General features: G+C 51.8%; 20 protein-coding genes and 2 pseudogenes. 9 read left to right on the top strand and 13 right to left on the bottom strand.

Annotated elements, in window-relative coordinates; genetic code table 11:
- Positions 1-64: 64 nt before the first annotated feature.
- Positions 65-1,417: a metalloprotease PmbA gene (pmbA, locus tag FFT88_RS09510; RefSeq protein ID WP_001162191.1), complete on the bottom strand. Its 1,353-nt coding sequence runs from the start codon at positions 1,415-1,417 to the stop codon at positions 65-67.
- 93 nt (positions 1,418-1,510) lie between these two features.
- Here pmbA and yjgA point away from each other — a divergent pair, with 93 nt between their 5' ends.
- Positions 1,511-2,062, top strand: a complete 552-nt coding sequence (gene yjgA, locus FFT88_RS09505) for a ribosome biogenesis factor YjgA (protein WP_000166270.1) — start codon at positions 1,511-1,513, stop codon at positions 2,060-2,062.
- A 173-nt stretch (positions 2,063-2,235) separates the two neighbouring features.
- Here the strand turns inward: yjgA and mpl are convergent, their stop codons facing one another.
- A complete protein-coding gene (gene mpl, locus FFT88_RS09500) occupies positions 2,236-3,615 on the bottom strand; it encodes a UDP-N-acetylmuramate:L-alanyl-gamma-D-glutamyl-meso-diaminopimelate ligase (RefSeq protein WP_130221746.1) in 1,380 nt (459 codons plus the stop codon).
- 175 nt (positions 3,616-3,790) lie between these two features.
- Between mpl and fbp the strand changes: the two genes are divergently transcribed.
- Positions 3,791-4,789, top strand: a complete 999-nt coding sequence (gene fbp, locus FFT88_RS09495) for a class 1 fructose-bisphosphatase (RefSeq protein WP_000853753.1) — start codon at positions 3,791-3,793, stop codon at positions 4,787-4,789.
- A gap of 37 nt (positions 4,790-4,826) precedes the next feature.
- Here fbp and FFT88_RS09490 read toward each other — a convergent pair whose 3' ends face one another.
- The 5 genes from FFT88_RS09490 to ytfQ form a co-directional block, all read right to left on the bottom strand.
- Positions 4,827-5,342 carry a DUF2569 domain-containing protein gene (locus tag FFT88_RS09490; RefSeq protein WP_130221747.1) on the bottom strand — a complete coding sequence of 172 codons (516 nt, stop codon included), beginning with the start codon at positions 5,340-5,342 and terminating at the stop codon, positions 4,827-4,829.
- Between the two features lie 27 nt (positions 5,343-5,369).
- A complete protein-coding gene (gene yjfF, locus FFT88_RS09485) occupies positions 5,370-6,374 on the bottom strand; it encodes a galactofuranose ABC transporter, permease protein YjfF (RefSeq protein ID WP_130221748.1) in 1,005 nt (334 codons plus the stop codon).
- Positions 6,361-7,383 carry a galactofuranose ABC transporter, ATP-binding protein YtfT gene (gene ytfT, locus FFT88_RS09480; protein ID WP_135405717.1) on the bottom strand — a complete coding sequence of 341 codons (1,023 nt, stop codon included), beginning with the start codon at positions 7,381-7,383 and terminating at the stop codon, positions 6,361-6,363. Before ytfT ends, yjfF begins: the two co-directional genes overlap by 14 nt.
- A 13-nt stretch (positions 7,384-7,396) precedes the next feature.
- Entirely contained in the window at positions 7,397-8,899 is a 1,503-nt protein-coding gene (gene ytfR, locus FFT88_RS09475; protein WP_135405716.1) for a galactofuranose ABC transporter, ATP-binding protein YtfR, read from the bottom strand.
- 146 nt (positions 8,900-9,045) lie between these two features.
- Positions 9,046-10,002, bottom strand: coding sequence for a galactofuranose ABC transporter substrate-binding protein YtfQ (gene ytfQ / locus FFT88_RS09470; protein WP_064525873.1), 957 nt, complete (start codon positions 10,000-10,002; stop codon positions 9,046-9,048).
- A gap of 308 nt (positions 10,003-10,310) precedes the next feature.
- On the opposite strand from ytfQ, the gene ppa reads away from it, so the two are divergent.
- A complete protein-coding gene (gene ppa, locus FFT88_RS09465; RefSeq protein WP_000055075.1) occupies positions 10,311-10,841 on the top strand; it encodes an inorganic diphosphatase in 531 nt (176 codons plus the stop codon).
- A gap of 4 nt (positions 10,842-10,845) precedes the next feature.
- A pseudogene (locus tag FFT88_RS25585) lies at positions 10,846-10,962 on the top strand (hypothetical protein); the annotation flags it as partial.
- Between the two features lie 307 nt (positions 10,963-11,269).
- Here FFT88_RS25585 and FFT88_RS09455 read toward each other — a convergent pair.
- Genes FFT88_RS09455 through tamA form a run of 3 tightly spaced genes read right to left on the bottom strand, consistent with a single transcriptional unit; the run spans position 11,270 to position 17,126 of the window.
- Positions 11,270-11,614: a gamma-glutamylcyclotransferase gene (locus tag FFT88_RS09455; protein WP_130206055.1), complete on the bottom strand. Its 345-nt coding sequence runs from the start codon at positions 11,612-11,614 to the stop codon at positions 11,270-11,272.
- A 2-nt stretch (positions 11,615-11,616) separates the two neighbouring features.
- On the bottom strand, positions 11,617-15,396 hold the full coding sequence (tamB, locus tag FFT88_RS09450; protein ID WP_135405714.1) for an autotransporter assembly complex protein TamB: 3,780 nt from the start codon (positions 15,394-15,396) through the stop codon (positions 11,617-11,619).
- Positions 15,393-17,126 carry an autotransporter assembly complex protein TamA gene (gene tamA / locus FFT88_RS09445; protein WP_130221754.1) on the bottom strand — a complete coding sequence of 578 codons (1,734 nt, stop codon included), beginning with the start codon at positions 17,124-17,126 and terminating at the stop codon, positions 15,393-15,395. The genes tamB and tamA overlap by 4 nt, the downstream gene beginning before the upstream one ends.
- A 205-nt stretch (positions 17,127-17,331) precedes the next feature.
- Here tamA and msrA point away from each other — a divergent pair, with 205 nt between their 5' ends.
- Positions 17,332-17,970: a peptide-methionine (S)-S-oxide reductase MsrA gene (msrA, locus tag FFT88_RS09440; RefSeq protein WP_135385114.1), complete on the top strand. Its 639-nt coding sequence runs from the start codon at positions 17,332-17,334 to the stop codon at positions 17,968-17,970.
- Between the two features lie 187 nt (positions 17,971-18,157).
- Positions 18,158-19,513: a hemolysin family protein gene (locus tag FFT88_RS09435; protein WP_130206047.1), complete on the top strand. Its 1,356-nt coding sequence runs from the start codon at positions 18,158-18,160 to the stop codon at positions 19,511-19,513.
- Positions 19,514-19,573: 60 nt separating this feature from the next.
- On the opposite strand, the gene FFT88_RS09430 is transcribed toward FFT88_RS09435, so the two are convergent.
- Positions 19,574-19,780, bottom strand: a complete 207-nt coding sequence (locus FFT88_RS09430) for a DUF1107 domain-containing protein (protein WP_000689228.1) — start codon at positions 19,778-19,780, stop codon at positions 19,574-19,576.
- Positions 19,781-20,104: 324 nt separating this feature from the next.
- On the opposite strand from FFT88_RS09430, the gene FFT88_RS09425 reads away from it, so the two are divergent.
- Positions 20,105-20,662 carry a YtfJ family protein gene (locus tag FFT88_RS09425; RefSeq protein WP_064525852.1) on the top strand — a complete coding sequence of 186 codons (558 nt, stop codon included), beginning with the start codon at positions 20,105-20,107 and terminating at the stop codon, positions 20,660-20,662.
- Here FFT88_RS09425 and cysQ read toward each other — a convergent pair.
- Positions 20,652-21,392: a 3'(2'),5'-bisphosphate nucleotidase CysQ gene (cysQ, locus tag FFT88_RS09420; RefSeq protein WP_130206045.1), complete on the bottom strand. Its 741-nt coding sequence runs from the start codon at positions 21,390-21,392 to the stop codon at positions 20,652-20,654. The two genes, FFT88_RS09425 and cysQ, sit on opposite strands and share 11 nt — an antisense overlap.
- 171 nt (positions 21,393-21,563) lie before the next feature.
- Here cysQ and cpdB point away from each other — a divergent pair, with 171 nt between their 5' ends.
- Positions 21,564-23,507, top strand: a complete 1,944-nt coding sequence (gene cpdB / locus FFT88_RS09415) for a 2',3'-cyclic-nucleotide 2'-phosphodiesterase (RefSeq protein ID WP_135405713.1) — start codon at positions 21,564-21,566, stop codon at positions 23,505-23,507.
- 291 nt (positions 23,508-23,798) lie between these two features.
- Here cpdB and FFT88_RS09410 read toward each other — a convergent pair.
- Positions 23,799-23,906 (bottom strand): annotated as a pseudogene (locus tag FFT88_RS09410) (transcriptional regulator); the annotation flags it as partial.
- A gap of 138 nt (positions 23,907-24,044) precedes the next feature.
- Here FFT88_RS09410 and FFT88_RS09405 point away from each other — a divergent pair.
- Positions 24,045-25,010, top strand: a complete 966-nt coding sequence (locus tag FFT88_RS09405; RefSeq protein WP_135405724.1) for a DMT family transporter — start codon at positions 24,045-24,047, stop codon at positions 25,008-25,010.
- Positions 25,011-25,064 lie beyond the last annotated feature (54 nt).

Below are 25,064 nucleotides of genomic sequence, written 5' to 3'. Positions count from 1 at the left end.
GATGCAGTGCGAATGATTTTGTGTAATTTTTTAGTTTATAGCGCGGCAGGTCGCGCCAGTTTTTTTACTGTCCGGCGATTTTCATCTCCGGCAACAGCACAGAACCACACTGTATATTACTGCGTGTTTCAATATCGTTACCGACGGTGACAATATTGCGCCACATATCTTTTAAATTACCTGCGATGGTGATTTCGCTAACCGGATACTGAATTTCGCCGTTTTCTACCCAGAAGCCCGCCGCACCACGGGAATAATCACCGGTAATTGCACTCACGCCCTGGCCCATCAATTCCGTCACCACCAGCCCAGTGCCCATCTCTTTGAGCATCTGCTCGAAGCTTAGACCTTGTCCGGCAATGCGCCAGTTGTGAATACCGCCCGCATGTCCGGTGCTTTTCAGCCCCAGTTTGCGCGCCGAGTAGCTGGTCAGCAGCCACTGAGTCAGGATGCCATCTTTAATAATGTCACGACGTTCGGTACGAACACCTTCGCTGTCGAATGGCGTAGATGCCAGCCCTTTCAGCAGATGCGGATGCTCTTCAATGGTCAGCCAGTCTGGCAGAATTTGTTTACCCAGCGAGTCGAGCAGGAAGGTGGATTTACGGTAAACCGCACCACCGGCAATCGCGCCAACCAAATGACCAAACAGCCCCGTGGCAACTTCATTGGCAAAAATTACCGGCGCTTTCATGGTGGAGAGTTTACGCGGTGACAGACGCGATAAAGTACGGCGGGCGCAGTCGGCCCCGACCCACTCTGGCGTTTGTAGATCGCTCATCGCGCGGCCAATGGTGTAGGCATAATCACGCTCCATATCGCCATTTTCTTCGGCAATTACACAGCTGGAGAGCGAATGACGCGTAGAGCAGTAACCCTGCAACATGCCGTGGCTGTTGCCAAAAACTTTGACACCGTAGTGGCTGTTAAAGCTGCCACCTTCGGTATTGGTAATGCGTTTATCCGCCTGTAATGCCGCCTGTTCAGCACGGGCCGCCAGTTCAATGGCTTCGTCCGGAGAAACTTCTGCGGGGTGGAACAAGTCAAGATCCGGCGCGTCGAAAGCCAGCAGTTCTTTGTCTGCCACGCCTGCATACGGATCTGGCGAAGTGTAACGCGCAATATCCAGCGCCGCCTGTACGGTGCGGGCAATAGCCTGCGGGCTTAAATCGGTGGATGATGCGCTACCTTTGCGGTTCTGGTGATAAACGGTGATCCCCAGCGCGCCATCACTATTGAATTCGACATTCTCCACTTCACCATAGCGCGTGCTAACGCTAATGCCGGTGGTCTTGCTGACGGCAACTTCCGCACCGTCCGATTTGCCTGAGGCCAACTCCAGCGCAGTCGAAACTGCTTCTTCCAGAATCTTGCGCTGCGCTTCAACTTGAGAGATTACTTTCATTGCAAGTGCCATAATGTAGAGAGTTTCTCTGAAGTCTAACAGAGAACCGTTTTTCAGTGCGCATCTTAACTGGTAACATTAGCCTCTTTTTTTAAGGAGCCTGACATGACTAAGCAGCCCGAAGACTGGCTCGACGACGTTCCCGGTGATGATATCGAAGACGAAGACGATGAAATTATCTGGGTCAGTAAAAGTGAAATTAAACGTGACGCCGAGGAGCTAAAACGCCTGGGCGCAGAAATTGTTGATCTGGGGAAAAACGCGCTGGATAAGATCCCGTTAGATGCGGATCTGCGTGCGGCTATTGAGTTAGCCCAGCGTATTAAGATGGAAGGTCGCCGCCGCCAGTTGCAGCTCATTGGTAAGATGCTGCGCCAACGCGATGTAGAGCCTATCCGTCAGGCGCTGGATAAGCTGAAAAACCGCCACAACCAGCAGGTGGTGTTGTTCCATAAACTGGAAAACCTGCGCGATCGTCTGATCGATCAAGGGGATGATGCTATCGCTGAAGTATTGAATCTGTGGCCAGATGCCGATCGTCAGCAGCTGCGAACTCTGATCCGCAACGCGAAGAAAGAGAAAGAAGGGAATAAGCCGCCGAAATCCGCACGCCAGATTTTCCAGTATCTGCGCGAGCTGGCAGAGAACGAAGGGTAATTTTCGTTGTTGATGTGAGTAGGGTTTGCCGGATGCAGAGCACCGCCAGATCTGTAGGCCTGATAAGACGCGTCAAGCGTCGCATCAGGCGCTATGCTCAAATGCCGGATGCGGCATGAACGCCTTATCCGGCCTACAAAAGCACGTTGCCCCTGTAGGCCTGATAAAACGTCTCAGGATTGCTGCGCAACTTCCGCTTTCTTCGCCAGACCATCCAGCAGTTTCTGATGGATCCCACCAAAACCGCCGTTGCTCATCACCAGAATATGGTCGCCAGGCTGAGCGGTTTTCACCACCATTTCTGCCAGCGCATCAACATCTCCACTCCAGTGCGCAGGCTGAATACATGCTTCTGCCACTTCTGCTACCTGCCACGGAATATGTGACGGTTGCAGCAGGAAGACTTCATCGGCACGACCTAGTGACGGTGCCAAATCATCTTTGCAGACTCCCATCTTCATGGTGTTGGAACGCGGCTCAAGCACGGCAATAATACGCGCCGTACCGCCAACTTTGCCGCGCAGCGCCGCCAGCGTTGCCAGAATTGCCGTTGGGTGATGGGCAAAATCGTCATACACCGTCACGCCGTTAGCTTCGCCACGCAGTTCCAGGCGGCGACGGGCATTGATAAACAATCCCAGCGCGTTAGCAGCATCAGCCGGTGCGATGCCAACATGACGGGCCGCAGCAATCGCCATCAGACCATTGTGCATATTATGTTCGCCCACCAGCGACCATTTCACTTCGCCCACTTTTTCGCCATCCAGCAAGACTTCCCATTCGGAAGCGTCAGTGGTCAGCTTTTTCGCCTGCCAGTGACCTTGCTCGCCCACCAGCTCCTGTTCACTCCAGCAGCCCATCGCCAGGGTTTGTTTCAGGTTGATGTCGTTTTCCGGCCAGATAATACGCCCCTGACCAGGAACAATACGCACCAGATGGTGGAATTGTTTCTGAATCGCTTTCAGGTCGTCGAAGATATCGGCGTGGTCGAACTCAAGGTTATTGAGGATCAGCGTTCGCGGGCAGTAATGAACAAACTTAGAGCGTTTGTCGAAGAAGGCGCAGTCATACTCGTCTGCTTCGATAACAAAGAAGTCGCTTTCGCCCAGGCGTGCAGAAACGTCAAAGTTCCCCGGTACTCCACCGATCACAAAACCTGGTTTATAGCCGCACTGTTCCAGAATCCAGGTCGCCATTCCCGCCGTGGTGGTTTTACCGTGTGTACCGGCAACGGCCAGCACCCAGCGGTCGCGCAGCACAAAATCGTGCAACCACTGCGGACCTGACATATATGGAATGTTTTTTTCCAGTACCGCTTCCACACACGGATTTCCACGGGTCATGGCGTTGCCAATAATCACCAGATCTGGCTGAGGATCGAGCTGGTTGGCATCATAACCCTGAATCAGTTCAATGCCTTGCTTCTCAAGTAAGGTGCTCATCGGCGGATACACATTGGCGTCCGACCCCGTTACTTCATGGCCCAACTGACGCGCCAGAATCGCCAGACCGCCCATAAACGTGCCACAAATTCCTAATATATGAATGCGCATACGTCACTATCCTTTTTTAATCTACCGTTCATTTTACGCATATGTCGGGCAACAGAGAAACGCATTTCAGGATAATCCGTAATTTGCTGGCGCGATTCACCTGAGCGCAACATTGAGATTATTTGTTAAGATTATTGCGGTCGCTTTACTCCATAAACATTGCAGGGAAAGTTTTATGAAAACGTTAGGTGAATTTATTGTCGAAAAGCAGCACGAGTTTTCTCATGCTACCGGTGAGCTCACTGCTTTGCTATCGGCAATAAAACTGGGCGCCAAGATTATTCATCGCGATATCAACAAAGCTGGACTGGTTGATATCCTGGGTGCCAGCGGTGCTGAGAACGTGCAGGGCGAGGTTCAACAAAAACTCGACTTGTTCGCTAATGAAAAACTGAAAGCCGCACTGAAAGCACGCGATATTGTTGCGGGCATTGCATCCGAAGAAGAAGATGAGATTGTCGTCTTTGAAGGTTGTGAACACGCAAAATACGTTGTGCTGATGGATCCGCTGGATGGCTCGTCCAACATCGATGTTAACGTCTCTGTCGGTACCATTTTCTCCATTTACCGTCGCGTTACACCGGTCGGCACGCCGGTAACGGAAGAAGATTTCCTCCAGCCTGGTAACAAACAGGTTGCTGCAGGTTACGTGGTATACGGCTCCTCTACCATGCTGGTTTACACCACCGGATGCGGTGTTCACGCCTTTACTTACGATCCTTCGCTCGGCGTTTTCTGCCTGTGCCAGGAACGGATGCGCTTCCCGGAGAAAGGAAAAACCTACTCTATCAACGAAGGGAACTACATTAAGTTTCCGAACGGGGTGAAGAAGTACATTAAATTCTGCCAGGAAGAAGATAAATCTACCAACCGTCCGTATACCTCACGTTATATCGGCTCGCTGGTCGCGGATTTCCACCGTAACCTGCTGAAAGGCGGCATTTATCTCTACCCAAGCACTGCCAGCCACCCGGACGGTAAACTGCGTTTGCTGTATGAGTGCAACCCGATGGCATTCCTGGCGGAACAAGCGGGCGGTAAAGCGAGCGATGGCAAAGAGCGTATTCTGGATATCATCCCGGAAACCCTGCACCAGCGCCGTTCGTTCTTCGTCGGCAACGACCATATGGTTGAAGATGTCGAACGCTTTATCCGTGAGTTCCCGGACGCGTAAATGAGTAAACGCCGGAGCAGTCCGGCGTTTTCAAGCCTCAATTAACAAAGGTTAATTTGACTCGTTTAGAGACACGGAAATAGGGAATCCAGATCGCCATATGAATGATATTTTTCAGCACACCCCATGCGTCTAAAGGCTCAATTGTGGCATGAAGAAACTGTACTGCTCCCCAAATATCAGCAACATTAAATACGAAGAGAGACAGAAGAAGGGCAATATAGTAGTGCGGAAGCTGGCGTTTCTTTTTAAAAAACAAAAAAGTAGTATAACTTACCAACAGAAATACCATGGCAAATCCAACCACTTCCAGATACAGCAGAGTTCTGAGCGGTTCTTCCTGATTGCCCTGAACAAGCCCCCATGTTTGTATAAAAGAATAGATGCTCGAAATAATCACCAGCACTAAAGAAATAGCAGGTAAATACAACCAACCGCCAATTCCCGTAAGTTTTTTATCCGCACAACTTTTACAATAATCGTCAGGTGGTAAAACAGCCACACCACAGTTTTTGCATGTTGTACTTAAATCCTCGCCTTCCTTTGCCCACATAAAAATATCCTTATATATCAGTTAAATTTATTCTTTTAGTCTAATTTCCGGACTCACTCTTATTACTGGCGAACTCTGACGATTCTCCCACAACACCGTTAACCCACGCTGTAAGGCAATAAAAATGAATAACAAAATGCCGATGGCGATTTTCGTCCACCATGAGCTCAGCGTGCCGTCAAAGTTTATGTAAGTCTGGATCAGTCCCTGAATCGCCACACCAAAAAGCGTCCCTAATACCGTTCCAACGCCACCGCTCAAAAGTGTACCGCCAATCACCACCGACGCGATAGCGTCCAGTTCCACACCTACACCCGCCAGGGCGTATCCGGCCTGGGTATAAATCGAGAAGACAATTCCTGCCAGTGTCGCCAATCCGGTAGAGAGCATATAAATGCGAATAGTAGTGCTGCGAGTAGAAATTCCCATCAGGTTTGCCGACGTTGCGTTGCCGCCAATGGCGTATACCTGATTACCAAAACGCGTACGATGCGCGAGGAATATGCCGATAACCACCACCGCCAGCATCAGCAGCCCCATCGCGCTTAAGCGACCACCGCCGGGGATTTTCCACGCCAGGCTTGAAAGCGTGTCATAAATTGGATGGTTTATCGGGATCGACTCTTCCGAAACGAGATAGCTGACGCCGCGCAAAAAGAACATTCCCGCCAGGGTAATGATGAACGCCGGGATCTTCAGAGCGTCGATCAGAAGCCCCATAAATGCGCCGAAGGCACAGCCCATCACCAGCACCAGTGGAAACGCCAGCAGCGGCGAGAGGCCGAAATCGCCAATCACTTTTGCCAGAAACACGCCGGTAAAGGCGATCACCGAACCGACGGAGAGATCGATCCCGCCGGAGAGGATCACAAAGGTCATACCGACGGCAATGATGCCAAGAAAGGCATTATCGGTCAGGATATTGCAGATCACGCGCGTGGAAGCAAAACCGGGAAACTGCGTCAGGCAGTAGAGATAGCCCAGCACAAAGACGCCGATGGTGATCATAAGCGGCAGGTTACGTTTTATCACGGCTACGCACTCCTTTAATCAGACTGATAAAGCGTTGCGACTGGACAATCAGCACGCAAAGCACCACCACCGCTTTCACCACCTGGTTCATCTCTGGCGGAAAGCCCGAGAGTAAAATTCCGGTGTTCATCCCCTGAATAATCAGCGCCCCCACCACCGAGAGCAGCAGGTTAAAGCGCCCACCCATCAGCGATCCACCGCCAATCACCACCGCGAGAATGGCGTCCAACTCCAGCCATAATCCGGCGTTGTTGGCATCGGCACCGCGAATATCCGCCGCCACGATAATGCCCGCGATCGCCGCACACAGCCCGCTCAACACATAAGTGAGCATGACGATGATTCGTGTGTTGACTCCGGCATTTTTTGCCGCCCGAATGTTGATGCCAACGGCTTCAATAAACATCCCCAGCGCCGTTTTGCGGGTCAACAGCCAGAAGAAGAGAAGCGTCAGCACAGCGATAATGACCGGCGTTGGCAGGAACAATAGCGATCCGCTGCCGAACCATGAGAGATCCGGCGAGTTGAACGTGACGATCTGCCCGGAGGTAATCAATTGCGCAACACCACGTCCGGCGACCATCAGGATCAAAGTGGCAACAAACGGCTGAATTTTGAGGATCGCCACCAGTATGCCGTTCCACAATCCAGCCAGAATGCCGGTACCCAGGGCGCTTAACAAAACAATTGGCAGGCTGAACCCCGCGACCGTCATCGCAGCCGTTGTGGCTCCGGCGATAGCCATCACCGCCCCCACAGAGAGATCGATGCCACCGGTGGCGATCACCAGCGTCATACCAATCGCCAGTAACGCAACGGGAGCGGAGCGATTAAGAATGTCGATGGGGCTACCGAACAGGCGGCCATCCTGAAGCACAACCTGCCAGAAATGCGGTGCCACCAGGCTGTCGACCACCAGCACCAGCAACAGCGCCACCAACTGCGGCATCCCCGTCGGCCAGCGAAAGCGCTTTTTCGACGACGCGGTATCCGGGAGAGATTGAGGCATCACACTGTTCTCCTTACGCCGCAATGGCGTTCATGATCGCCGGAACGGAAAGCTCTGCCAGCGGGATCTCCGCCACCTGTTTGCGATCGCGCATGATAATCACCCGATCGGCATAGCCCACCAGTTCTTCCAGTTCGGAGGAGATCACCAGCAGCGCCAGACCGTCAGCGCACAGCGTTTCAATCAGGCGAATGATCTCGGCATGGGCGCCAACGTCAATGCCACGCGTTGGTTCATCGAGGATCAGAAATTGCGGACGAGTCAGCAGCCAGCGTGAGAGCAACACTTTTTGCTGATTGCCGCCGGAGAGAAATTCAATCGGTTGTTCGCTGGAAGGCGTACGAATGCCAAGCTGGCGGATAAAGCGTTCGGCAATCTCTTGCTGTTCTTTACGGGAAATCGGCCGTAGCCAGCCGCGCTGGGCCTGGAGAGCGAGGATGATATTTTCCCGCACCGAGGCGGCGGCGATAATGCCATCGGTTTTCCTGTCTTCCGGGCAAAAGCCGATGCCCAGTACCGAAGCCTGATGTGGCGATTGCAGGGTTTGCGGTTTGCCTTTGATCAACGCCGTGCCGCTATCGGCTGGTTTGATACCGAAGATCACTTCGGCGGTTTCGGTACGTCCTGATCCCAGCAGACCTGCCAGACCGACGATCTCACCGGGACGTACTTCCAGATCAAACGGCGCGATCGTTCCTTTCTTGCCGTAACCTTTAAATGCTGCAACAGGATTGTCACTAAGCAATGTTCTTCCGGCACGCTGTAGCGCATGAGTATCCAGCTCACGCCCCAGCATCATTTTCACCAGTTCGATTTGTGGCAGCTCGCGGGTTTCCCGACAGCCAACAAAGCTGCCGTTGCGTAAGACGGTGATCCGATCGCTGACCTGATAGACCTGATCGAGAAAGTGAGTAACGAAGATCAGGCTGACGCCGCGATCGCGCAGCTGGCGCATCAGGCCAAACAGCAACTCTACTTCCTGAGTGTCGAGACTGGCGGTGGGTTCATCGAGGATCAGCACTTTGGCGGAGAGATCGATGGCCCGACAAATGGCGACGATTTGCTGCATCGCGACTGAAAAGCGGTTGAGCGGTTCACGCACGTCGAGGGAGAAACCGTAAGATGCCATCAGTTCGGTGGCGCGCTTTTCCATCTCTTTACGTCGTAGCAGGCCGAAACGCTTAGGTTCGCGGCCGATGAATAGATTATCAGCGACCGACATATTGGGTAGCAGGTTAACTTCCTGATAGACAGTGCCGATGCCGAGCTGCTGTGCGTGGGCGGTGTTTTTCGGTGAAATAACCTGACCTTCCAGCCAGATGGTGCCGCGATCGGCATGGTAAACGCCGGTAAGTGCTTTGATTAACGTTGATTTACCAGCTCCGTTTTCACCGAGTAGCGCCATGATTTCACCACGGCGCAGGCTGAAATCAACGTTATCTAACGCTTTGACGCCAGGGAAAAATTTGCTTAATCCTTCGGTGCGGAGGATTTCCTGGTGTTGGTCGGTCGTCATGGTTTCCCCCGAAGTAAAGCGTGCTCCAGCCAGGCCTGATAAGACGCGCCAGCGTCGCATCAGCCACCAGTGCACAACTGCCGGATGCGGCGTAAATGCCTTATCCGGCCTACGAGTCGGTATCAGGCATTAATGCCTGATACGTCTCAATACCCCATGTTTTTCTTCTTCTCTAACTCTTCTTTTGCGGTATCAGGCAGGTAAAGGGTGGACTTGGTCAGCGTCAGCTTTTCAGGCATGGTGCCGTCTTTTTTATATTTCTCCAGCGCGTCAAAGGCGGGTCCCGCCATGTTTGGCGTCAGTTCAACGCTGGCGTTCGCTTCGCCATCAATCATCGCTTTGTAGATGTCCGGCACGCCGTCGATAGAGCCTGTCAGGATATCTTTGCCCGGTTTCAGGCCAGCTTCTTTAATTGCCTGAATTGCGCCAATCACCATGTCGTCGTTATGAGCGTAAACCATGCAGATGTTTTTGCCGTTGTTTTCCGCTTTGATAAAGCTCTCCATGACTTCTTTGCCTTTACTGCGGGTGAAGTCACCGGACTGCGAGCGGATAATTTTGATATTTGGCGCATTCTTAATGGCTTCAGCAAAGCCTTTCTTACGGTCAATGGCGACGCTGGCCCCAACGGTGCCCTGTAACTCAACCACGTTACACGGTTTGCCATTGACCTCTTTGACCAGCCAGTCACCGATCAACTTGCCTTCGAGGATGTTGTCGGCGGTGACGGTGGTCATATAGAGAGATTTGTCTTTCACGTCGATGGAACGGTCAAGCAAAAAGACCGGAATTTCGGCTTCCTTTGCTTCTTTCAAAACAGGTTCCCAACCCGTTGCAACCACCGGGGCGATAAAGATGGCATCTACCCCCTGCGCGACAAAGGAACGCACTGCTTTAATCTGGTTTTCCTGCTTTTGCTGACCATCGGCAATTTTCAGTGTGATACCGCGTTTTTCGGCCTCACTTTTCGCCACATTAGTTTCTGCTGCGCGCCAGCCGGATTCGGATCCAACCTGCGAAAATCCTACGGTTAAAGGAGCGGCCAACGCCATAGACGACATGGCTGCCGAGACTGCAGAGACTACAAGTAAGCGTTTCCACATAGGGTTGTCCTCGTCGGGGTGATTATTATTGGTGAAAAGATGTTCGCGAAAAAACTATAGACAATTGGTTCTGTAACAGATTGCGTTACATCACACTTCAAAAAAGTAAATACATCGTTAATCACAAGTTTGTAATCGCTTTCATATCACTATGAAAAATGCGGCTACGGTTATGGATTTTCCAGCTCTGCGAACCGTCTTAAAACTGGCGAAAAAGGAAAATGAGGGCGAAAACAAGCGAAGACATTCGGCGCGAGTTGGCTATAATACTCGGCACTTGTTTGCCACATATTTTAAAGGAAACAGACATGAGCTTACTCAACGTCCCTGCGGGTAAAGATCTGCCGGAAGACATCTACGTTGTTATCGAAATCCCGGCTAACGCTGATCCGATCAAATACGAAATCGACAAAGAGAGCGGCGCACTGTTCGTTGACCGCTTCATGTCCACCGCGATGTTCTATCCGTGCAACTACGGCTATATCAACCACACTCTGTCTCTGGACGGTGACCCGGTTGACGTTCTGGTCCCGACTCCGTACCCGCTGCAGCCGGGTTCTGTGATCCGTTGCCGTCCGGTTGGCGTTCTGAAAATGACCGACGAAGCTGGTGAAGATGCGAAACTGGTTGCTGTTCCGCACAGCAAACTGAGCAAAGAATACGATCACATCAAAGACGTTAACGATCTGCCGGAGCTGCTGAAAGCTCAGATCGCTCACTTCTTCGAGCACTACAAAGACCTCGAAAAAGGCAAGTGGGTGAAAGTTGAAGGTTGGGAAAACGCTGAAGCCGCTAAAGCTGAAATCGTTGCTTCCTTCGAGCGCGCAAAGAATAAATAAGTTCTTATATACTCTAAATAATTCAAGTCGCAGCACATGCAACTTGAAGTATGACGAGTATAGCGCAATAACCCTGAACGCCGGGCTTCGGTTAGTAAGGGTTTTTTTATGCCCGCGATAAATAAACTCTCTATTCCCCTATCATTATTCTTAGCGGTTGCAAGGCTTGAACGGTAAGAACAAGCTAAACTCGACCACCATTTTGCTGTTCATAGCCACTTGCTGGAAGTTAGCCGACCTCACTCATACTCACCGTTCAAAGCGTGCCCCCGTTTTACCCCTGCACATTTGTGAACGCCAGCAGAGTTTTTTATGCGATTGCAGATATGGAAAGCGGCTCGGAGAGAAAAGCAAAAGATGTGAAAGTTACAAAAAAATCGCGAGATACATCGCAAAAAACAACGCCACCCGAAGGTGGCGTGTTTATATTATGACTGATCCCTGTCTAACCAGTCGCCGCTTTCAATCAGCGTTAATCCATCGACGGGTCGTTGATAAACGTACATCCATGCACTCCCGTACGGCGTCTGAATCAACTGGCGCGCGTATTCACCGCCCCTGGTGCGCAAGGCATCAAGTTCGGCCAGCGTGGCGTTGTCAATACGATAAACTTCACCATGTACCGTTCCGTTTCCCGGAACTGCGCCTGGATAGTGGCCCAGGCTATACAACTGGTAGTTATCGATACTGAAATCGCCCAGCAACTGGGCATTTGTCATCCAGTGGCTGTTGCCTTGTTTGTGACGTAAACTGCCGTAGACAAATATTCGCATAGCTAAAACTCGAACTGATAGAGCAAATCCAGTGCCTGATCTACACCAGACACGGCTTCCAGATATAGCTTCGGCATCAGGCGATAACGTAACGTGAGTGTTGCTATAGAGTCAAATATCCCCACGCCGTATTTCACTTGTAAGCCTGGTAATACATAGCCGCTGACCACCACCTGGGAAGAATCACCTACCCCTTCGGTGTCGAGCGCTAAATTACTTACACCAAATGTCTCGCCGATTTTACCCACAATCTGACCACTTTGCGCAACCCCCAGACCAATCAGCATCGAAGTCATCGCCGCGCTGTCGCTCTGATCGCTCTCCAGCCCTTGTCCACGCAACAAGTAAGACAATGCAGCCTGTTGTGACATCGCCGGGTCAGAGAAGATCTCCGCTTTCGGCTCATCCGCCAGCCCGGTGACACGAACACCAGCGATTACGTCATCTTCTGTTGCATCCGGGTTACGAATGGCTTCGATATTGAGATACGGTTGATCCGGTGGACCAGAGAACAGCAGCTCGCCTTTGCGCACAATCAGATCCTGGCCATATGCATGGAAGCGCCCTTCAGGGATGTTAATTTGCCCGTTCAGGCCCAGGCCTTGTTTGTCCTGTACGACGTTGAGATCGCCCGTCAGCCGCGCCTTCAGGCCAAAGGCATCAATGCGCACGTTATTGCCGACGTGGACAATCAGGTTGCTGTTGATCGGAATTGACGCGGTTTTCGTCTCCTCCGGTTGCAGGTTATCGTTGAGCATCACCACATCGCTTGAGACACCCACCGCACTTTCCGGCAGATCGTGCACCACAATGCGCGCCCACGGTACATCCACGCGACCATCAAGGGTAAACAGGCTTGGTGTCGCTTCGAATACGATGTCAGGCGACACATCCATTCGCACCATCGGTGGTACGGTGATCCGGACCTTACTGCCTTTCGCCGTTACCCGCGCCCGCCAGTTTTCAATCTGGCTCCAGTCAGCATCACCGTTCAGGTAGATGTCACCCTGCTGAGTCCTCACGGTCCCCGCAAGCGTCGAGCGCATACCGTTAAAATTGACCGCAAGCTGACTCGGCTGCATATCAAATGGCATAAAGTTGCCGTCGATATCCACGCCCGTGACCTGTAGCTGACCAAACAATTGCGGGCTTTGCACATCACCGCCCAGACGTAGGTTAGCGCTCACCATCCCCGCGGCTTTTTCACCACGCGTAAAGATGGGGTTCACCATTGCGAGGTTAAAATTGCGGATGTTGACGTTGCCGCCAAGATTCCGGCGGCCTTGCGGATCGGTCACCTGCACCTGACCATCAAACTGGCCGTTATTGGTCAGACGGATGGTCCAGCCCAGCTCAGCGCGATTATTCCGCAGCTCTGCCGATAGGTTCAGCGTCTGAAACGCCACCGGTAGCGCCGCATCGTTGACGGTTTGCGTCACCTGCACGTTACGCCCCGAAAGAGTGATACTGCCCTGCGGCAGCCCCTCTTTGGTGGTGTCCCAGGCAACGTCTGCTTTACCCGTGAAGATACCGCTGGCCTGAGTAGTTTCCGGCATAAACGGTTTCAGCATGGCCAGGTCGAAGCGGTTGAGATTCACCACCGCACGCCCTTCAGCCCCGGCATCAATGGTTTGCGGCACGCACAGTTCCGCATTCGGGTTAAGCCAGCAGTGTGGCCCAATGCTGATTTTTTGCTCCTGATTGCGGTAGTCCAGCGCGATATCACGCGTCAGCGACCACGGTCCGACCGGCGTCTGGAAGCGCGTATTGCTAAGTGTTCCCTTCCAGCGTTCTTCTTTGCGATCAAAGCTACCTGCCAGATTAAGCTGCCCGGAAACCGGTTCGCCCTGAATCCGCAACTGTAACTCGTGCTGCTTTTCGCTGCCTTTCGCATTCAGAGTAACGAGGTTGATATTCACATCCGGTTGCGAGATTTGCTCAACGCGCACGTCGAGTTTACCCGCAATCTGATCGGTGGATTTGATGTCACCTTCCACGCGAACCTGCGACACAGAAAGTTCCTGCCAGCGCAAGCCGCGCGCGGTGATATCCGCCAGCAACTGCGGCGCTTCCACCGTACCGCGAACTTTCACCAGCCCTTTCGCTGTACCGCCAAGTCCTGGCAGCGCGTTATCCAGACCAGGCGCGTTGATCGTGGCGTCAAGATTGAGATCTTTCACCCCCAGCTCGCCTTTCACTTCGGCACTGTTTGGCCCCAGTTCCAGATGCAGACCTGGGATCATCCACTGCATATAACTGTTGCCTTTCAGCGTTCCCTCAACGTTCACTTTGTTCTGTTTGACGTTGCCGGTCAGCTTCAACTCTGGCACGTCCATCTGCCAGGTGCCGCCGTACAGGCTACCGCGCGTTTTGATCAAACCATTGAGTTTCGATGGCCAATCCGGGAACTCTTTCGCCGTATTAATGCCGTTGAACGTCAATTCGCCGCGCCAACTAATGGCCTGCTGCCAGTCGAGCAGCGCCTTCAGCTCGGTTTTTCCTTCCAGCGCCGCAACGGTGAGTTTATCGAGATTGACCTGCTGTTCATTCCCTTTCGCATCAAGGGTAATGGTCGCTGGCGGGATCTCCTGCCCTTTCACCGCCGTACGCATAGACAGCGTGTAATCGGTCATTTTGCCGGTGAGTTTCAGTTTCAGGTCATCCGCCTGATATTGCTTCTCACCAGTGAACGGCCAGTAAAGTTGTTTACTGTTCACTTCCACGTTGAGCGGTAATCCAGCTTCCGCCAGCCGCGTCTGGGCGCGTAAATCCATATCCACCGGGCCGGAAAGGTTAACGCCTATCTCCAGCTGTTCGCGCAGCGCGCCGCCCACTTTCAGCTTCACCTTTTCACCTTTCAACGGCTCCACATTCAAAGTGCTGTTGAGGGTGATATCCACCGGCCAGTTGTTGGACAATTGTGCCGTACCGCTGGCATTGACAATCCCCTGGTTAGAGTCAATATCCAGCGCATCCAGTTTGGTATTGCCGTCGATGCTGCTCACTTTCAGCAGCATGGTGCTCACGGTGATATCCGTGTCGCCTGTCACGCGCAGTTGCTCGCCTTTAAACTCTTCAATGTTCAGGTTGAGCGGCAAATGCACGTCGGTCATTTCCGGCAATACCGGGCGAGAAAAGAGATCTTTCAGCGTTTCGCCGAGCGGCTTTTCATCCGGCTGCGGATTTTCAATCTTCGGTTCGACCACTTCTTCCTGCGCCACGTCCGCCACTTTCGGCAAGGCAATCAGCAAGCCTTTCAGCAACGTCGGTTTCAGGGTCAGGGTTTTCTCCTGCCAGTTCAGGCCGGAGGTGAAGTCCATCACCGACACCGTAGTGTCATCAATTTTGATGTTGACGTTATCCAGCGCCACGCGCGTCAGAGTGATGGGATACGGCGTGGAGAGATCCAGCGGCCCGCTATCTTCCTCTTCTTCAACCTGCTCAGAAGGAGGCATTTTTTTGCTGTCGATGTTGACCTGAATATCTTTCAGCGCCAGATCGTTAACACAAACGCTGCTGTTCCACAGACAATCCAGCCCAACGGCCAGATGCAGATTGCCCGCTTTTACCGCCACACCTGGCTGCTCATAACGAACGTCAGACAGGGTAAGGTCGCGCCAGCCGCCAGTGACCTTGCCAATGTCCAGCCCTGGCACCCAGCGATCCGCCGCTTTAAATACCAGATGCAAGCCGCTGGTGGTGCCGACCAGAAATGCCACCGAGCCCAGCAGTAATAAGATGACGATAACCGCGCCGAGGCTGATTTTTTTCCATAAACTCATAATTCTGGCCCCAGACCGATGTAAAACTGTAACCCGTGCTCATCTTTATCCGCGACCGGTACGGCAAAATCGAGCTTGATCGGCCCGACCGGCGATTCCCAGCGCACGCCAACCCCGGTGCCGGTTTTGAAGTCGCTGCGGCGAATATCACTCACCGCTTCACCGCTATCGACAAACACCGCGCCCCACCATTTTCCGGTCACGTTGTACTGGTACTCCAGTGATCCGGTAATTAGCTTTGATGCCCCTTTCAGGTCACCATTGTCATATTTCGGCGCAATAGATTTGTATTTATAGCCGCGAATACTGCGGTCGCCCCCGGCGAAGAAACGCAGATCCGGCGGTACTTTGTCGAAGTCACCGGTTTCAATCCAGCCCAACGTGCCGCGCGTAACAAAGCGATGGCGATCGTACAGTGTGCGGATCCAGACGTTCTGTGCCTGGAAAACGGAGAAATCGACATCCGATCCCCAGGCTGTGTTGGAATAGTCGATAGAGTAGCGTTGCGAGTCGCCCCAGGTCGGCATCAGGCCGCCGCGTGATCGCGTCCGGCTAATCATCACACCTGGATAAAACAGCATTGTGGTGTTAGTAATTTCACCCTGAGTAAAGTGGTCGAGACTCCAGCGTAGGTTAATGGCGCGCTGCCAGCCGCTGGAAAGATCCCAGTAGCGGGAAGCGACCAGGGTAGTGGAATCGGATTCGGTGTCATTCAGGTCAGTACGCTTAAAACCGCCCTGCACCAAATAATATTGTTCTAACGGATTCTTCAGCAGCGGCATTTTATAGCTGAAGTCGAGGGTCTGTTCCGGCGCGGAAATACTGGTACTGGTAGTCAGACTGTGACCGTATGAGTTCATCCACGGCTTTTTCCACGTCGCTTTCACGCGCGGTCCCACGTCCGTAGAGTAACCGACCCCGGTTTCGATGGTGTTTTCTGTTCGCGGCGAAACCACGCCCGTCAACGGTAATACTTTCGTTTCGCGCGCTTTATCAAATTGCGGCGCCACTACCACCGAATTAAACCAGCCAGTCGCGGAAAGGCGACGGTTCAGTTCCGCCAGATCTTTTGACTCGTATTCATCGCCTTCTTTGAACGGTACCAGGTTTTGCAGGTACTCGTCGCGAATTTGCGAACCTTCAAAAGTGACATGCCCAAAGCGGTAACGTTCGCCACTGTTGTAATCAATATCCCAGAAGGCTTTATGCAGGCCGAGCGCAATGCCCAGCTGCGCTTTGGTAAATTCGCTATCGAAATAACCTTTACGCAACGCAATGCTGGTTAAGGACTTTTTGAAATTTTCATAATCGCCCTGGTTTAGCACCGTACCTATAGCCGGGCGAGTATCCAGCAACTTCAAATAGTCTTTATCGGTTCGCGCACCGCCGCGCAAGACAACATCGGTGCCGCCAATCAATACGGGTACACCCGGTGTAACTTTAGCAACCAGCACCTGCCGTCCTTTCTTTGGCGGTGGCTGGAGATCAAATTCAATTGTTGGCTGGTAATAGCCCAGTGCTTTTAGACCTTCCCGAATGGCGTCATCAACACGTGCGCGAAAGCGCCGGTCTGGCGTCACTTCATCACTTTGAATCGTAGAAAGCTGTGCACGAACGTTTTTTTCCAGCTGTCCCGATAACCCTTCCACCTGTAGACGGACATTCGCGGCGATGGCAGAACCACTAAAGCAGAGTAAGCTTACACAGCATAACTGTCGGATATAGCGCACATTTTCTCCTGAATATCCTTTATTCCTGCCCCTGGAACTCCGTTAAACGGCTTAACAATAATCCAGCAATATGGATTAAAAAGCAGACTAAACCCCAAATATTACTTATGTTTTACTTTAGACCCATTCACGGGGGTTATTGTGTGCAAATACGTCCCTTGTTACAACCTAAACCCCTATGACCGACTTTCGGGAGAACGACACCATGAGTTTATTTGATAAAAAGCATCTGGTTTCCCCCACCGATGCCCTTCCTGGACGGAATACCCCGATGCCCGTAGCTACGCTGCATGCGGTCAACGGTCACTCAATGACAAATGTGCCTGAGGGAATGGAGATCGCCATTTTTGCGATGGGCTGTTTCTGGGGCGTTGAACGCCTTTTCTGGCAACTTCCCGGTGTTTACAGCACTGCCGCAGGCTACACTGGCGGTTACACGCCAAACCCGACTTATCGGGAAGTGTGTTCCGGTGAGACCGGCCACGCCGAAGCGGTGCGAGTGGTTTACGATCCGTCGGTAATCAGCTATGAACAACTGTTGCAGGTTTTCTGGGAAAACCACGATCCTGCACAAGGGATGCGTCAAGGTAATGATCACGGCACGCAGTACCGTTCCGCGATTTACCCGCTGACGCCAGAACAGGATGCCGCCGCCCGCGCAAGTCTGGAACGTTTTCAGGCCGCAATGCTCGCCGCCGATGACGATCGCCAGATAACCACCGAGATTGCTAACGCCACACCGTTCTATTATGCCGAAGATGACCACCAACAGTATCTACATAAAAACCCTTATGGCTATTGCGGAATTGGCGGAATAGGCGTTTGTCTGCCGCCTGAAGTGTAGTATTAAAAGGTGGCCCCAAAGTGAAATGAGACAAAAATTTAACCCTCTGGCGACTTTACAGTACCTTACGCTATACTAGCCTCTGAAAATGCCGGTTCACTCTCTTCGAATCGGCTTTCAATGTGTATTTCACACAAATTAATCAACTTCCCCTTCCGAGGATCTGACCTGAACGGTTAGATAAGATATGTTAAACAGTATTTTAGTCATACTCTGCTTGATCGCTGTAAGTGCGTTCTTCTCGATGTCTGAGATCTCGCTTGCCGCCTCACGCAAAATCAAACTTAAACTGCTGGCTGATGAAGGCAATATAAATGCCCAACGCGTTATGAATATGCAGGAAAATCCCGGCATGTTCTTTACCGTGGTACAAATCGGTCTGAACGCAGTGGCGATTCTCGGCGGTATCGTCGGTGATGCAGCGTTCTCCCCGGCTTTTAACAGCCTGTTCTCCCGCTATATGTCGGCAGAGCTCTCTGAGCAACTGAGCTTTATTCTCTCTTTCTCGTTAGTGACTGGCATGTTTATCCTGTTTGCGGATTTAACCCCGAAACGCATCGGTATGATTGCGCCAGAAGCTGTGGCTTTGCGTATCATCAACCCGATGCGCTTCTGCCTGTACGTCTGCACCCCGCTGGTGTGGTTCTTCAACGGCCTGGCGAACATGATCTTCCGTATCTTTAAACTGCCGATGGTGCGCAAGGATGACATCACTTCTGATGATATTTACGCGGTAGTAGAAGCGGGGGCGCTGGCGGGGGTATTACGTAAACAAGAGCATGAACTGATTGAAAACGTGTTCGAGCTTGAATCCCGTACTGTCCCGTCGTCTATGACTCCGCGTGAGAACGTCATCTGGTTCGATCTCCACGAAGACGAGCAAAGTCTGAAGAATAAAGTGGCGGAACATCCGCACTCAAAATTCCTCGTCTGTACTGAAGATATCGACCACATCATCGGCTATGTGGATTCGAAAGATCTGCTTAACCGCGTGCTGGCCAATCAAAGCCTGGCGCTGAACAGTGGCGTCCAAATTCGCAACACGCTGATCGTGCCAGACACGCTGACCCTTTCTGAGGCGCTGGAAAGTTTTAAAACTGCGGGCGAAGACTTTGCAGTAATCATGAATGAATACGCGCTGGTGGTGGGGATAATCACCCTCAACGACGTGATGACCACACTGATGGGCGATCTGGTTGGTCAGGGTCTGGAAGAGCAGATTGTGGCGCGTGATGAGAACTCATGGCTAATCGATGGTGGAACACCGATTGATGACGTGATGCGTGTACTGGATATTGACGAGTTCCCGCAGTCAGGCAATTACGAAACCATTGGCGGCTTTATGATGTTTATGCTGCGTAAGATCCCCAAACGCACTGATTCGGTGAAATTCGCCGGCTACAAATTTGAAGTGGTGGATATCGATAACTACCGCATCGACCAGCTGCTGGTAACGCGGATCGACAGCAAAGCCACCGTCCTTTCGCCAAAACTGACTGACGCTAAAGATAAAGACAAAGATAAAGAAGAAAACGTCGCATAACCTCAGAAACATCAACGGCTCCTGAATCAGGAGCCGTCTTATTACTGCATAGCACTTTGGTTAAGCCATCTCTGTTTGCAGACGCATAACCTGACGGTTTACTTCGGACATCACTGATAAATGCAGTTTATCCTTCACTTTTGGGATAAGAATTTTACCCTTATCAAATTCAAAAGCGCCAACATCCTTGATGTATAACCGTCCACGAAACAGGATCTTCACGTACTTCGCCACTTGCAGTGGGTTGTACCGTTGGAAAATTTTCATTGTTGTCTCCTGCTGAGTATTACGCCTTTGCGGTACCACAATCGGTCCAACTATTATGAGGCGCAAATTTTAATGCCTAATGACTATAGACTACTGCGGTAATGTTTCCAGCCTGTATGAGTTTTTTTACCGTAACGTTACAATTATTCAGAATTATCTTTTCGCCTAATCAGAATCTTTAGTATAAGCATTCATTTTTCATATGATTTGTGCGCTTGTCCGCAAACTGGCATCACACTTGCGGGATTTTCGATAAATAGCACATATGATTAAAAGTCAGACCCAAGTGGTCGGATCACCTGCATATCATAAGAAGGAAACACCATGACTCTACGCAAGATTCTGGCCCTCACCTGCCTGCTGCTGCCGATGATGGCCTCCGCACATCAGTTCGAAACCGGCCAGCGAGTACCGCCGATTGGCATTACCGATCGTGGCGAGTTGGTGCTTGATAAAGATCAGTTTAGCTACAAAACCTGGAACAGCGCGCAGTTAGCGGGAAAAGTGCGAGTGCTACAACATATTGCTGGTCGTACGTCAGCCAAAGAGAAAAACGCGACGCTGATAGAAGCGATTAAATCGGCGAAGTTGCCGCACGATCGCTACCAGACCACCACCATTGTCAACACAGATGACGCAATTCCGGGTTCCGGCATGTTTGTGCGCAGCAGTCTGGAAAGTAATAAAAAGCTTTATCCGTGGTCGCAGTTTATTGTCGATAGCAACGGCGTCGCGCGCGGCGCCTGGCAGTTGGATGAAGAGAGTTCTGCCATTGCCGTGCTCGATAAAGACGGCCGTGTGCAATGGGCGAAGGACGGAGCGCTCACCCAGGAAGAGGTGCAGCAAGTGATGGACTTGCTGCATAAGTTGCTCAATAAATAGAAACTCTGAATCCTGGATTCAGGAACGATTCACGCGGGGTATAATCCAGCGGTTTACCCTGCCAATCGTGTACGTGCGCTCCGGCTGCGGCAGCAACAGCGTGGCCGGCGGCAGTGTCCCAAATATTGGTTGGTCCGAAACGTGGGTAGAGCTGCGCCTGCCCTTCCGCCACCAGACAGAATTTCAGCGAAGAGCCAATGGACGTCGTCTGATGTTCGCCAAGCTGTTGCAGATACTCTTTCAGCTCTGCATCCGCATGGGATCGGCTAATGACCACCAGCGGCGGCCGCGCATCGCGAACCTGAATCTGCTTGCGCACGCCGCACTCTTCTTTCCAGGCTTTGCCTTCTGCCGCACTGTACATTACGTTCATTACTGGCGCATACACCACACCTAAAATCGGTTTTCCGTGGTCGATGAGCGCAATATTAACGGTGAATTCACCGTTACGTTTAATAAACTCTTTAGTGCCATCCAGCGGGTCCACCAGCCAGTAACGTTGCCAGTGCTGACGGACTTCCCAGCCGGGAGGATCTTCTTCAGACAGAACCGGAATATCCGGCGTCAGCGTACGTAAACCGTCCATGATTACGGTATGCGCGGCAATGTCCGCCGCTGTCACCGGTGAGTTATCCGCTTTGCTGACGACGTCCATCGGTTTCGTCCCGTCGTAGACCTGCATAATGGCATCGCCCGCAATCCGTGCGAGTTGACATACTTGTTCTAACATTCTCCACCTCTTTTGTTTCAGTGGTGTTAACTCGTTGTTTTACTTATACCCTATCGTTAAAGAATCCGCCAACTGTGATGGCGTCATCGTTTCCTGATTTATTATTTATGGCATCCTTCAACGCTCTGTATGAAAGACGTTTCATCTACTCATTCATAAAAGGATGCCCAGATGGTTAAGTTTAGTGCAACGCTCCTTGCTACGCTGATTGCCGCCAGTGTGAATGCAGCAACAGTCGATCTCCGCATAATGGAAACCTCTGATTTGCATAGCAATATGATGGATTTCGATTATTACAAAGACTCCGCCACAGAAAAATTCGGACTGGTTCGTACTGCGAGTCTGATTAATGACGCGCGTAATGCAGTGAAAAACAGCGTGCTGGTCGATAACGGCGATTTGATTCAGGGGAGTCCGCTGGCAGATTACATGTCGGCGAAAGGATTAAAAGCAGGTGATGTTCATCCGGTTTATAAGGCGCTGAATACGCTGGATTATACGGTCGGCACACTCGGCAATCATGAATTTAACTACGGTCTGGATTACCTGAAAAATGCGCTGGCAGGGGCGAAATTCCCTTATATAAACGCCAACGTCATTGACGCTAAGACCAAACAGCCGATGTTTACGCCGTATTTAATTAAAGACACCGAAGTGGTCGATAAAGACGGGAAAAAACAGACACTGAAGATTGGCTACATCGGCGTCGTGCCACCGCAGATTATGAGCTGGGATAAAGCCAATTTATCCGGCAAAGTCACCGTTAACGATATTACTGAAACAGTGCGCAAGTACGTACCAGAAATGCGCGAGAAAGGGGCCGATATTGTTGTCGTTCTGGCTCATTCTGGTTTGTCTGCCGATCCGTATAAAGTGATGGCGGAAAACTCGGTTTATTATCTCAGTGAAATTCCGGGCGTTGACGCCATTATGTTTGGCCATGCTCACGCCGTCTTCCCGAGTAAAGATTTTGCCGATATTAAAGGCGCGGATATTGCCAAAGGTACGCTGAACGGCGTTCCGGCGGTAATGCCTGGCATGTGGGGCGATCATCTGGGCGTGGTTGATCTGCAACTCAATAATGACAGCGGGAAATGGCAGGTGACGCAGGCCAAAGCCGAAGCACGGCCTATTTACGATATCACCAATAAAAAATCTCTCGTCGCAGAAGACAGCCAACTGGTAGAAACGCTAAAGGCCGATCACGACGCCACACGCCAGTTTGTCAGCAAACCGATCGGTAAATCTGCCGACAATATGTATAGCTATCTGGCGCTGGTGCAGGATGATCCGACCGTGCAGGTGGTGAACAACGCGCAAAAAGCGTATGTCGAACATTACATCCAGGGCGATCCGGACCTGGCAAAACTGCCCGTGCTCTCTGCTGCCGCGCCGTTTAAAGTCGGTGGGCGTAAGAACGACCCTGCCAGCTATGTCGAAGTGGAAAAAGGCCAGTTGACCTTCCGTAATGCCGCCGATCTCTATCTCTATCCCAATACGCTTATCGTGGTGAAAGCCAGCGGTAAAGAGGTGAAAGAGTGGCTGGAGTGCTCCGCCGGGCAGTTTAACCAGATTGATCCTAACAGTACTCAACCACAGTCGTTGATCAACTGGGATGGTTTCCGCACCTATAACTTTGATGTGATTGATGGCGTGAATTATCAGATTGATGTTACCCAGCCCGCCCGCTATGACGGAGAATGTCAGGTGGTTAATGCCAATGCTGAAAGGATTAAGAACCTGACCTTTAACGGTAAACCCATTGATCCGAACGCCATGTTCCTCGTTGCCACCAATAACTATCGCGCTTACGGCGGCAAATTTGCCGGAACAGGTGATAGCCATATTGCCTTTGCTTCACCGGATGAGAACCGCTCGGTACTGGCAGCGTGGATTGCTGATGAGTCGAAACGTGCGGGAGAAATCCACCCGGCGGCAGATAACAACTGGCGCCTAGCGCCGATTGCTGGCGATAAGAAACTGGATATCCGTTTCGAAACTTCCCCGTCAGATAAAGCCGCAGCATTTATTAAAGAGAAAGGGCAGTATCCGATGAATAAAGTCGCGACCGATGATATCGGCTTTGCGATTTATCAGGTGGATTTGAGTAAGTAAAACACTTCTTTTTCGGCCTATAAATGATCAACCGCATCCGGCATTTATTGGCGGATGCGATGCTGACGCATCTTATCCGCCCTACAAGCCATGAACCGTAGACCGGATAAGCGCATCCGGCTCTTCCTGGCGGATGCGATGCTGGCGCATCTTATCCGCCCTACAAGCTATGAACCGTAGGCCGGATAAGCGCAGCGCATCCGGCATTTATTGGCGGATGCGATGCTGACGCATCTTATCCGCCCTACAAACCATGCACCGTAGACCGGATAAGCGCTGCGCATCCGGCAGTTATGTCGCTCGTTCATCTCGCACCGCCAACACCTCGGGCAAATTCAACTCAATCCAGTCCGCCAGTACAGCAACCTTTTCGCTCACCTGCTCGCCCAGCGGCGTTACTCGCGACGTCCGGTTAATGTTAATAACTAGTTAATTAAAGTGGCATCCTCCCGCATCCTCTCTGATAATGACGGGATGCCGGGAACGACCACGTCTGTTCCCTGAATATTTCTTCTGACAGACCAATGGATGCCAGTAATGATTAGCGGCGTGCTGTACGCCCTGTTAGCAGGGTTGATGTGGGGGCTTATTTTTGTCGGGCCGTTGATCGTACCGGAATACCCGGCGATGTTGCAGTCGATGGGGCGTTATCTGGCGTTAGGGTTAATTGCGCTGCCCATTGCCTGGCTGGGGCGCGTGCGTCTGCGTCAGTTGGCGCGTCGCGACTGGCTTACCGCCTTGATGCTCACCATGATGGGCAACCTCATCTATTACTTCTGTCTCGCCAGTGCCATTCAACGTACCGGCGCGCCTGTTTCCACGATGATTATTGGCACCCTGCCGGTGGTTATTCCTGTCTTCGCCAATCTGCTGTACAGCCAGCGCGACGGCAAACTCGCATGGGGGAAACTCGCCCCGGCGCTGGTTTGTATTGGCATCGGCCTGGCGTGTGTGAATATTGCTGAGTTAAACCACGGACTCCCCGATTTTGACTGGGCACGTTATACCTCAGGCATCGTGCTGGCGTCAGTCTCTGTAGTCTGTTGGGCGTGGTATGCCCTGCGCAACGCCCGCTGGCTGCGGGAAAACCCCGACAAACATCCGATGATGTGGGCGACGGCGCAGGCGCTGGTCACGCTGCCGGTTTCTCTCATCGGCTATGTTGTCGCTTGTTACTGGCTGAATACGCAAACGCCGGACTTCTCCCTACCTTTTGGTCCCCGTCCGCTGGTGTTTATTAGCCTGATGATTGCGATTGCCGTGCTTTGCTCATGGGTCGGTGCACTCTGCTGGAACGTCGCCAGCCAGCGATTACCGACAGTGATTCTCGGGCCGCTGATTGTTTTCGAAACGCTGGCAGGTTTACTGTACACCTTTTTACTCCGCCAGCAAATGCCACCGCTGATGACGTTGAGCGGTATCGCGCTGTTAGTGGTTGGCGTGGTCATTGCAGTCAGAGCAAAACCAGAAAAACCTTTAACTGAATCTGTCTCAGAAAGTTGACATGCTGGCAGTGAGTTAAATAAGCCTCTGCTACGTAAGGGTTATAGCTTTTGC

The organism is Escherichia sp. E4930, from assembly GCF_005845405.1.
GTDB lineage: Bacteria > Pseudomonadota > Gammaproteobacteria > Enterobacterales > Enterobacteriaceae > Escherichia.
This window is presented reverse-complemented; position numbering and strand designations above follow the sequence as displayed.

What these genes read in the sequence shown, in the direction of transcription:
- pmbA (WP_001162191.1), bottom strand. Translation starts at nt 1,417, where the DNA reads ATGGCACTTGCAATGAAAGTAATCTCTCAAGTTGAAGCGCAGCGCAAG.
- yjgA (WP_000166270.1), top strand. Translation starts at nt 1,511, where the DNA reads ATGACTAAGCAGCCCGAAGACTGGCTCGACGACGTTCCCGGTGATGAT.
- mpl (WP_130221746.1), bottom strand. Translation starts at nt 3,615, where the DNA reads ATGCGCATTCATATATTAGGAATTTGTGGCACGTTTATGGGCGGTCTG.
- fbp (WP_000853753.1), top strand. Translation starts at nt 3,791, where the DNA reads ATGAAAACGTTAGGTGAATTTATTGTCGAAAAGCAGCACGAGTTTTCT.
- FFT88_RS09490 (WP_130221747.1), bottom strand. Translation starts at nt 5,342, where the DNA reads ATGTGGGCAAAGGAAGGCGAGGATTTAAGTACAACATGCAAAAACTGT.
- ytfT (WP_135405717.1), bottom strand. Translation starts at nt 7,383, where the DNA reads ATGCCTCAATCTCTCCCGGATACCGCGTCGTCGAAAAAGCGCTTTCGC.
- ytfR (WP_135405716.1), bottom strand. Translation starts at nt 8,899, where the DNA reads ATGACGACCGACCAACACCAGGAAATCCTCCGCACCGAAGGATTAAGC.
- ytfQ (WP_064525873.1), bottom strand. Translation starts at nt 10,002, where the DNA reads ATGTGGAAACGCTTACTTGTAGTCTCTGCAGTCTCGGCAGCCATGTCG.
- ppa (WP_000055075.1), top strand. Translation starts at nt 10,311, where the DNA reads ATGAGCTTACTCAACGTCCCTGCGGGTAAAGATCTGCCGGAAGACATC.
- FFT88_RS09455 (WP_130206055.1), bottom strand. Translation starts at nt 11,614, where the DNA reads ATGCGAATATTTGTCTACGGCAGTTTACGTCACAAACAAGGCAACAGC.
- tamB (WP_135405714.1), bottom strand. Translation starts at nt 15,396, where the DNA reads ATGAGTTTATGGAAAAAAATCAGCCTCGGCGCGGTTATCGTCATCTTA.
- msrA (WP_135385114.1), top strand. Translation starts at nt 17,332, where the DNA reads ATGAGTTTATTTGATAAAAAGCATCTGGTTTCCCCCACCGATGCCCTT.
- FFT88_RS09435 (WP_130206047.1), top strand. Translation starts at nt 18,158, where the DNA reads ATGTTAAACAGTATTTTAGTCATACTCTGCTTGATCGCTGTAAGTGCG.
- FFT88_RS09430 (WP_000689228.1), bottom strand. Translation starts at nt 19,780, where the DNA reads ATGAAAATTTTCCAACGGTACAACCCACTGCAAGTGGCGAAGTACGTG.
- FFT88_RS09425 (WP_064525852.1), top strand. Translation starts at nt 20,105, where the DNA reads ATGACTCTACGCAAGATTCTGGCCCTCACCTGCCTGCTGCTGCCGATG.
- cysQ (WP_130206045.1), bottom strand. Translation starts at nt 21,392, where the DNA reads ATGTTAGAACAAGTATGTCAACTCGCACGGATTGCGGGCGATGCCATT.
- cpdB (WP_135405713.1), top strand. Translation starts at nt 21,564, where the DNA reads ATGGTTAAGTTTAGTGCAACGCTCCTTGCTACGCTGATTGCCGCCAGT.
- FFT88_RS09405 (WP_135405724.1), top strand. Translation starts at nt 24,045, where the DNA reads ATGATTAGCGGCGTGCTGTACGCCCTGTTAGCAGGGTTGATGTGGGGG.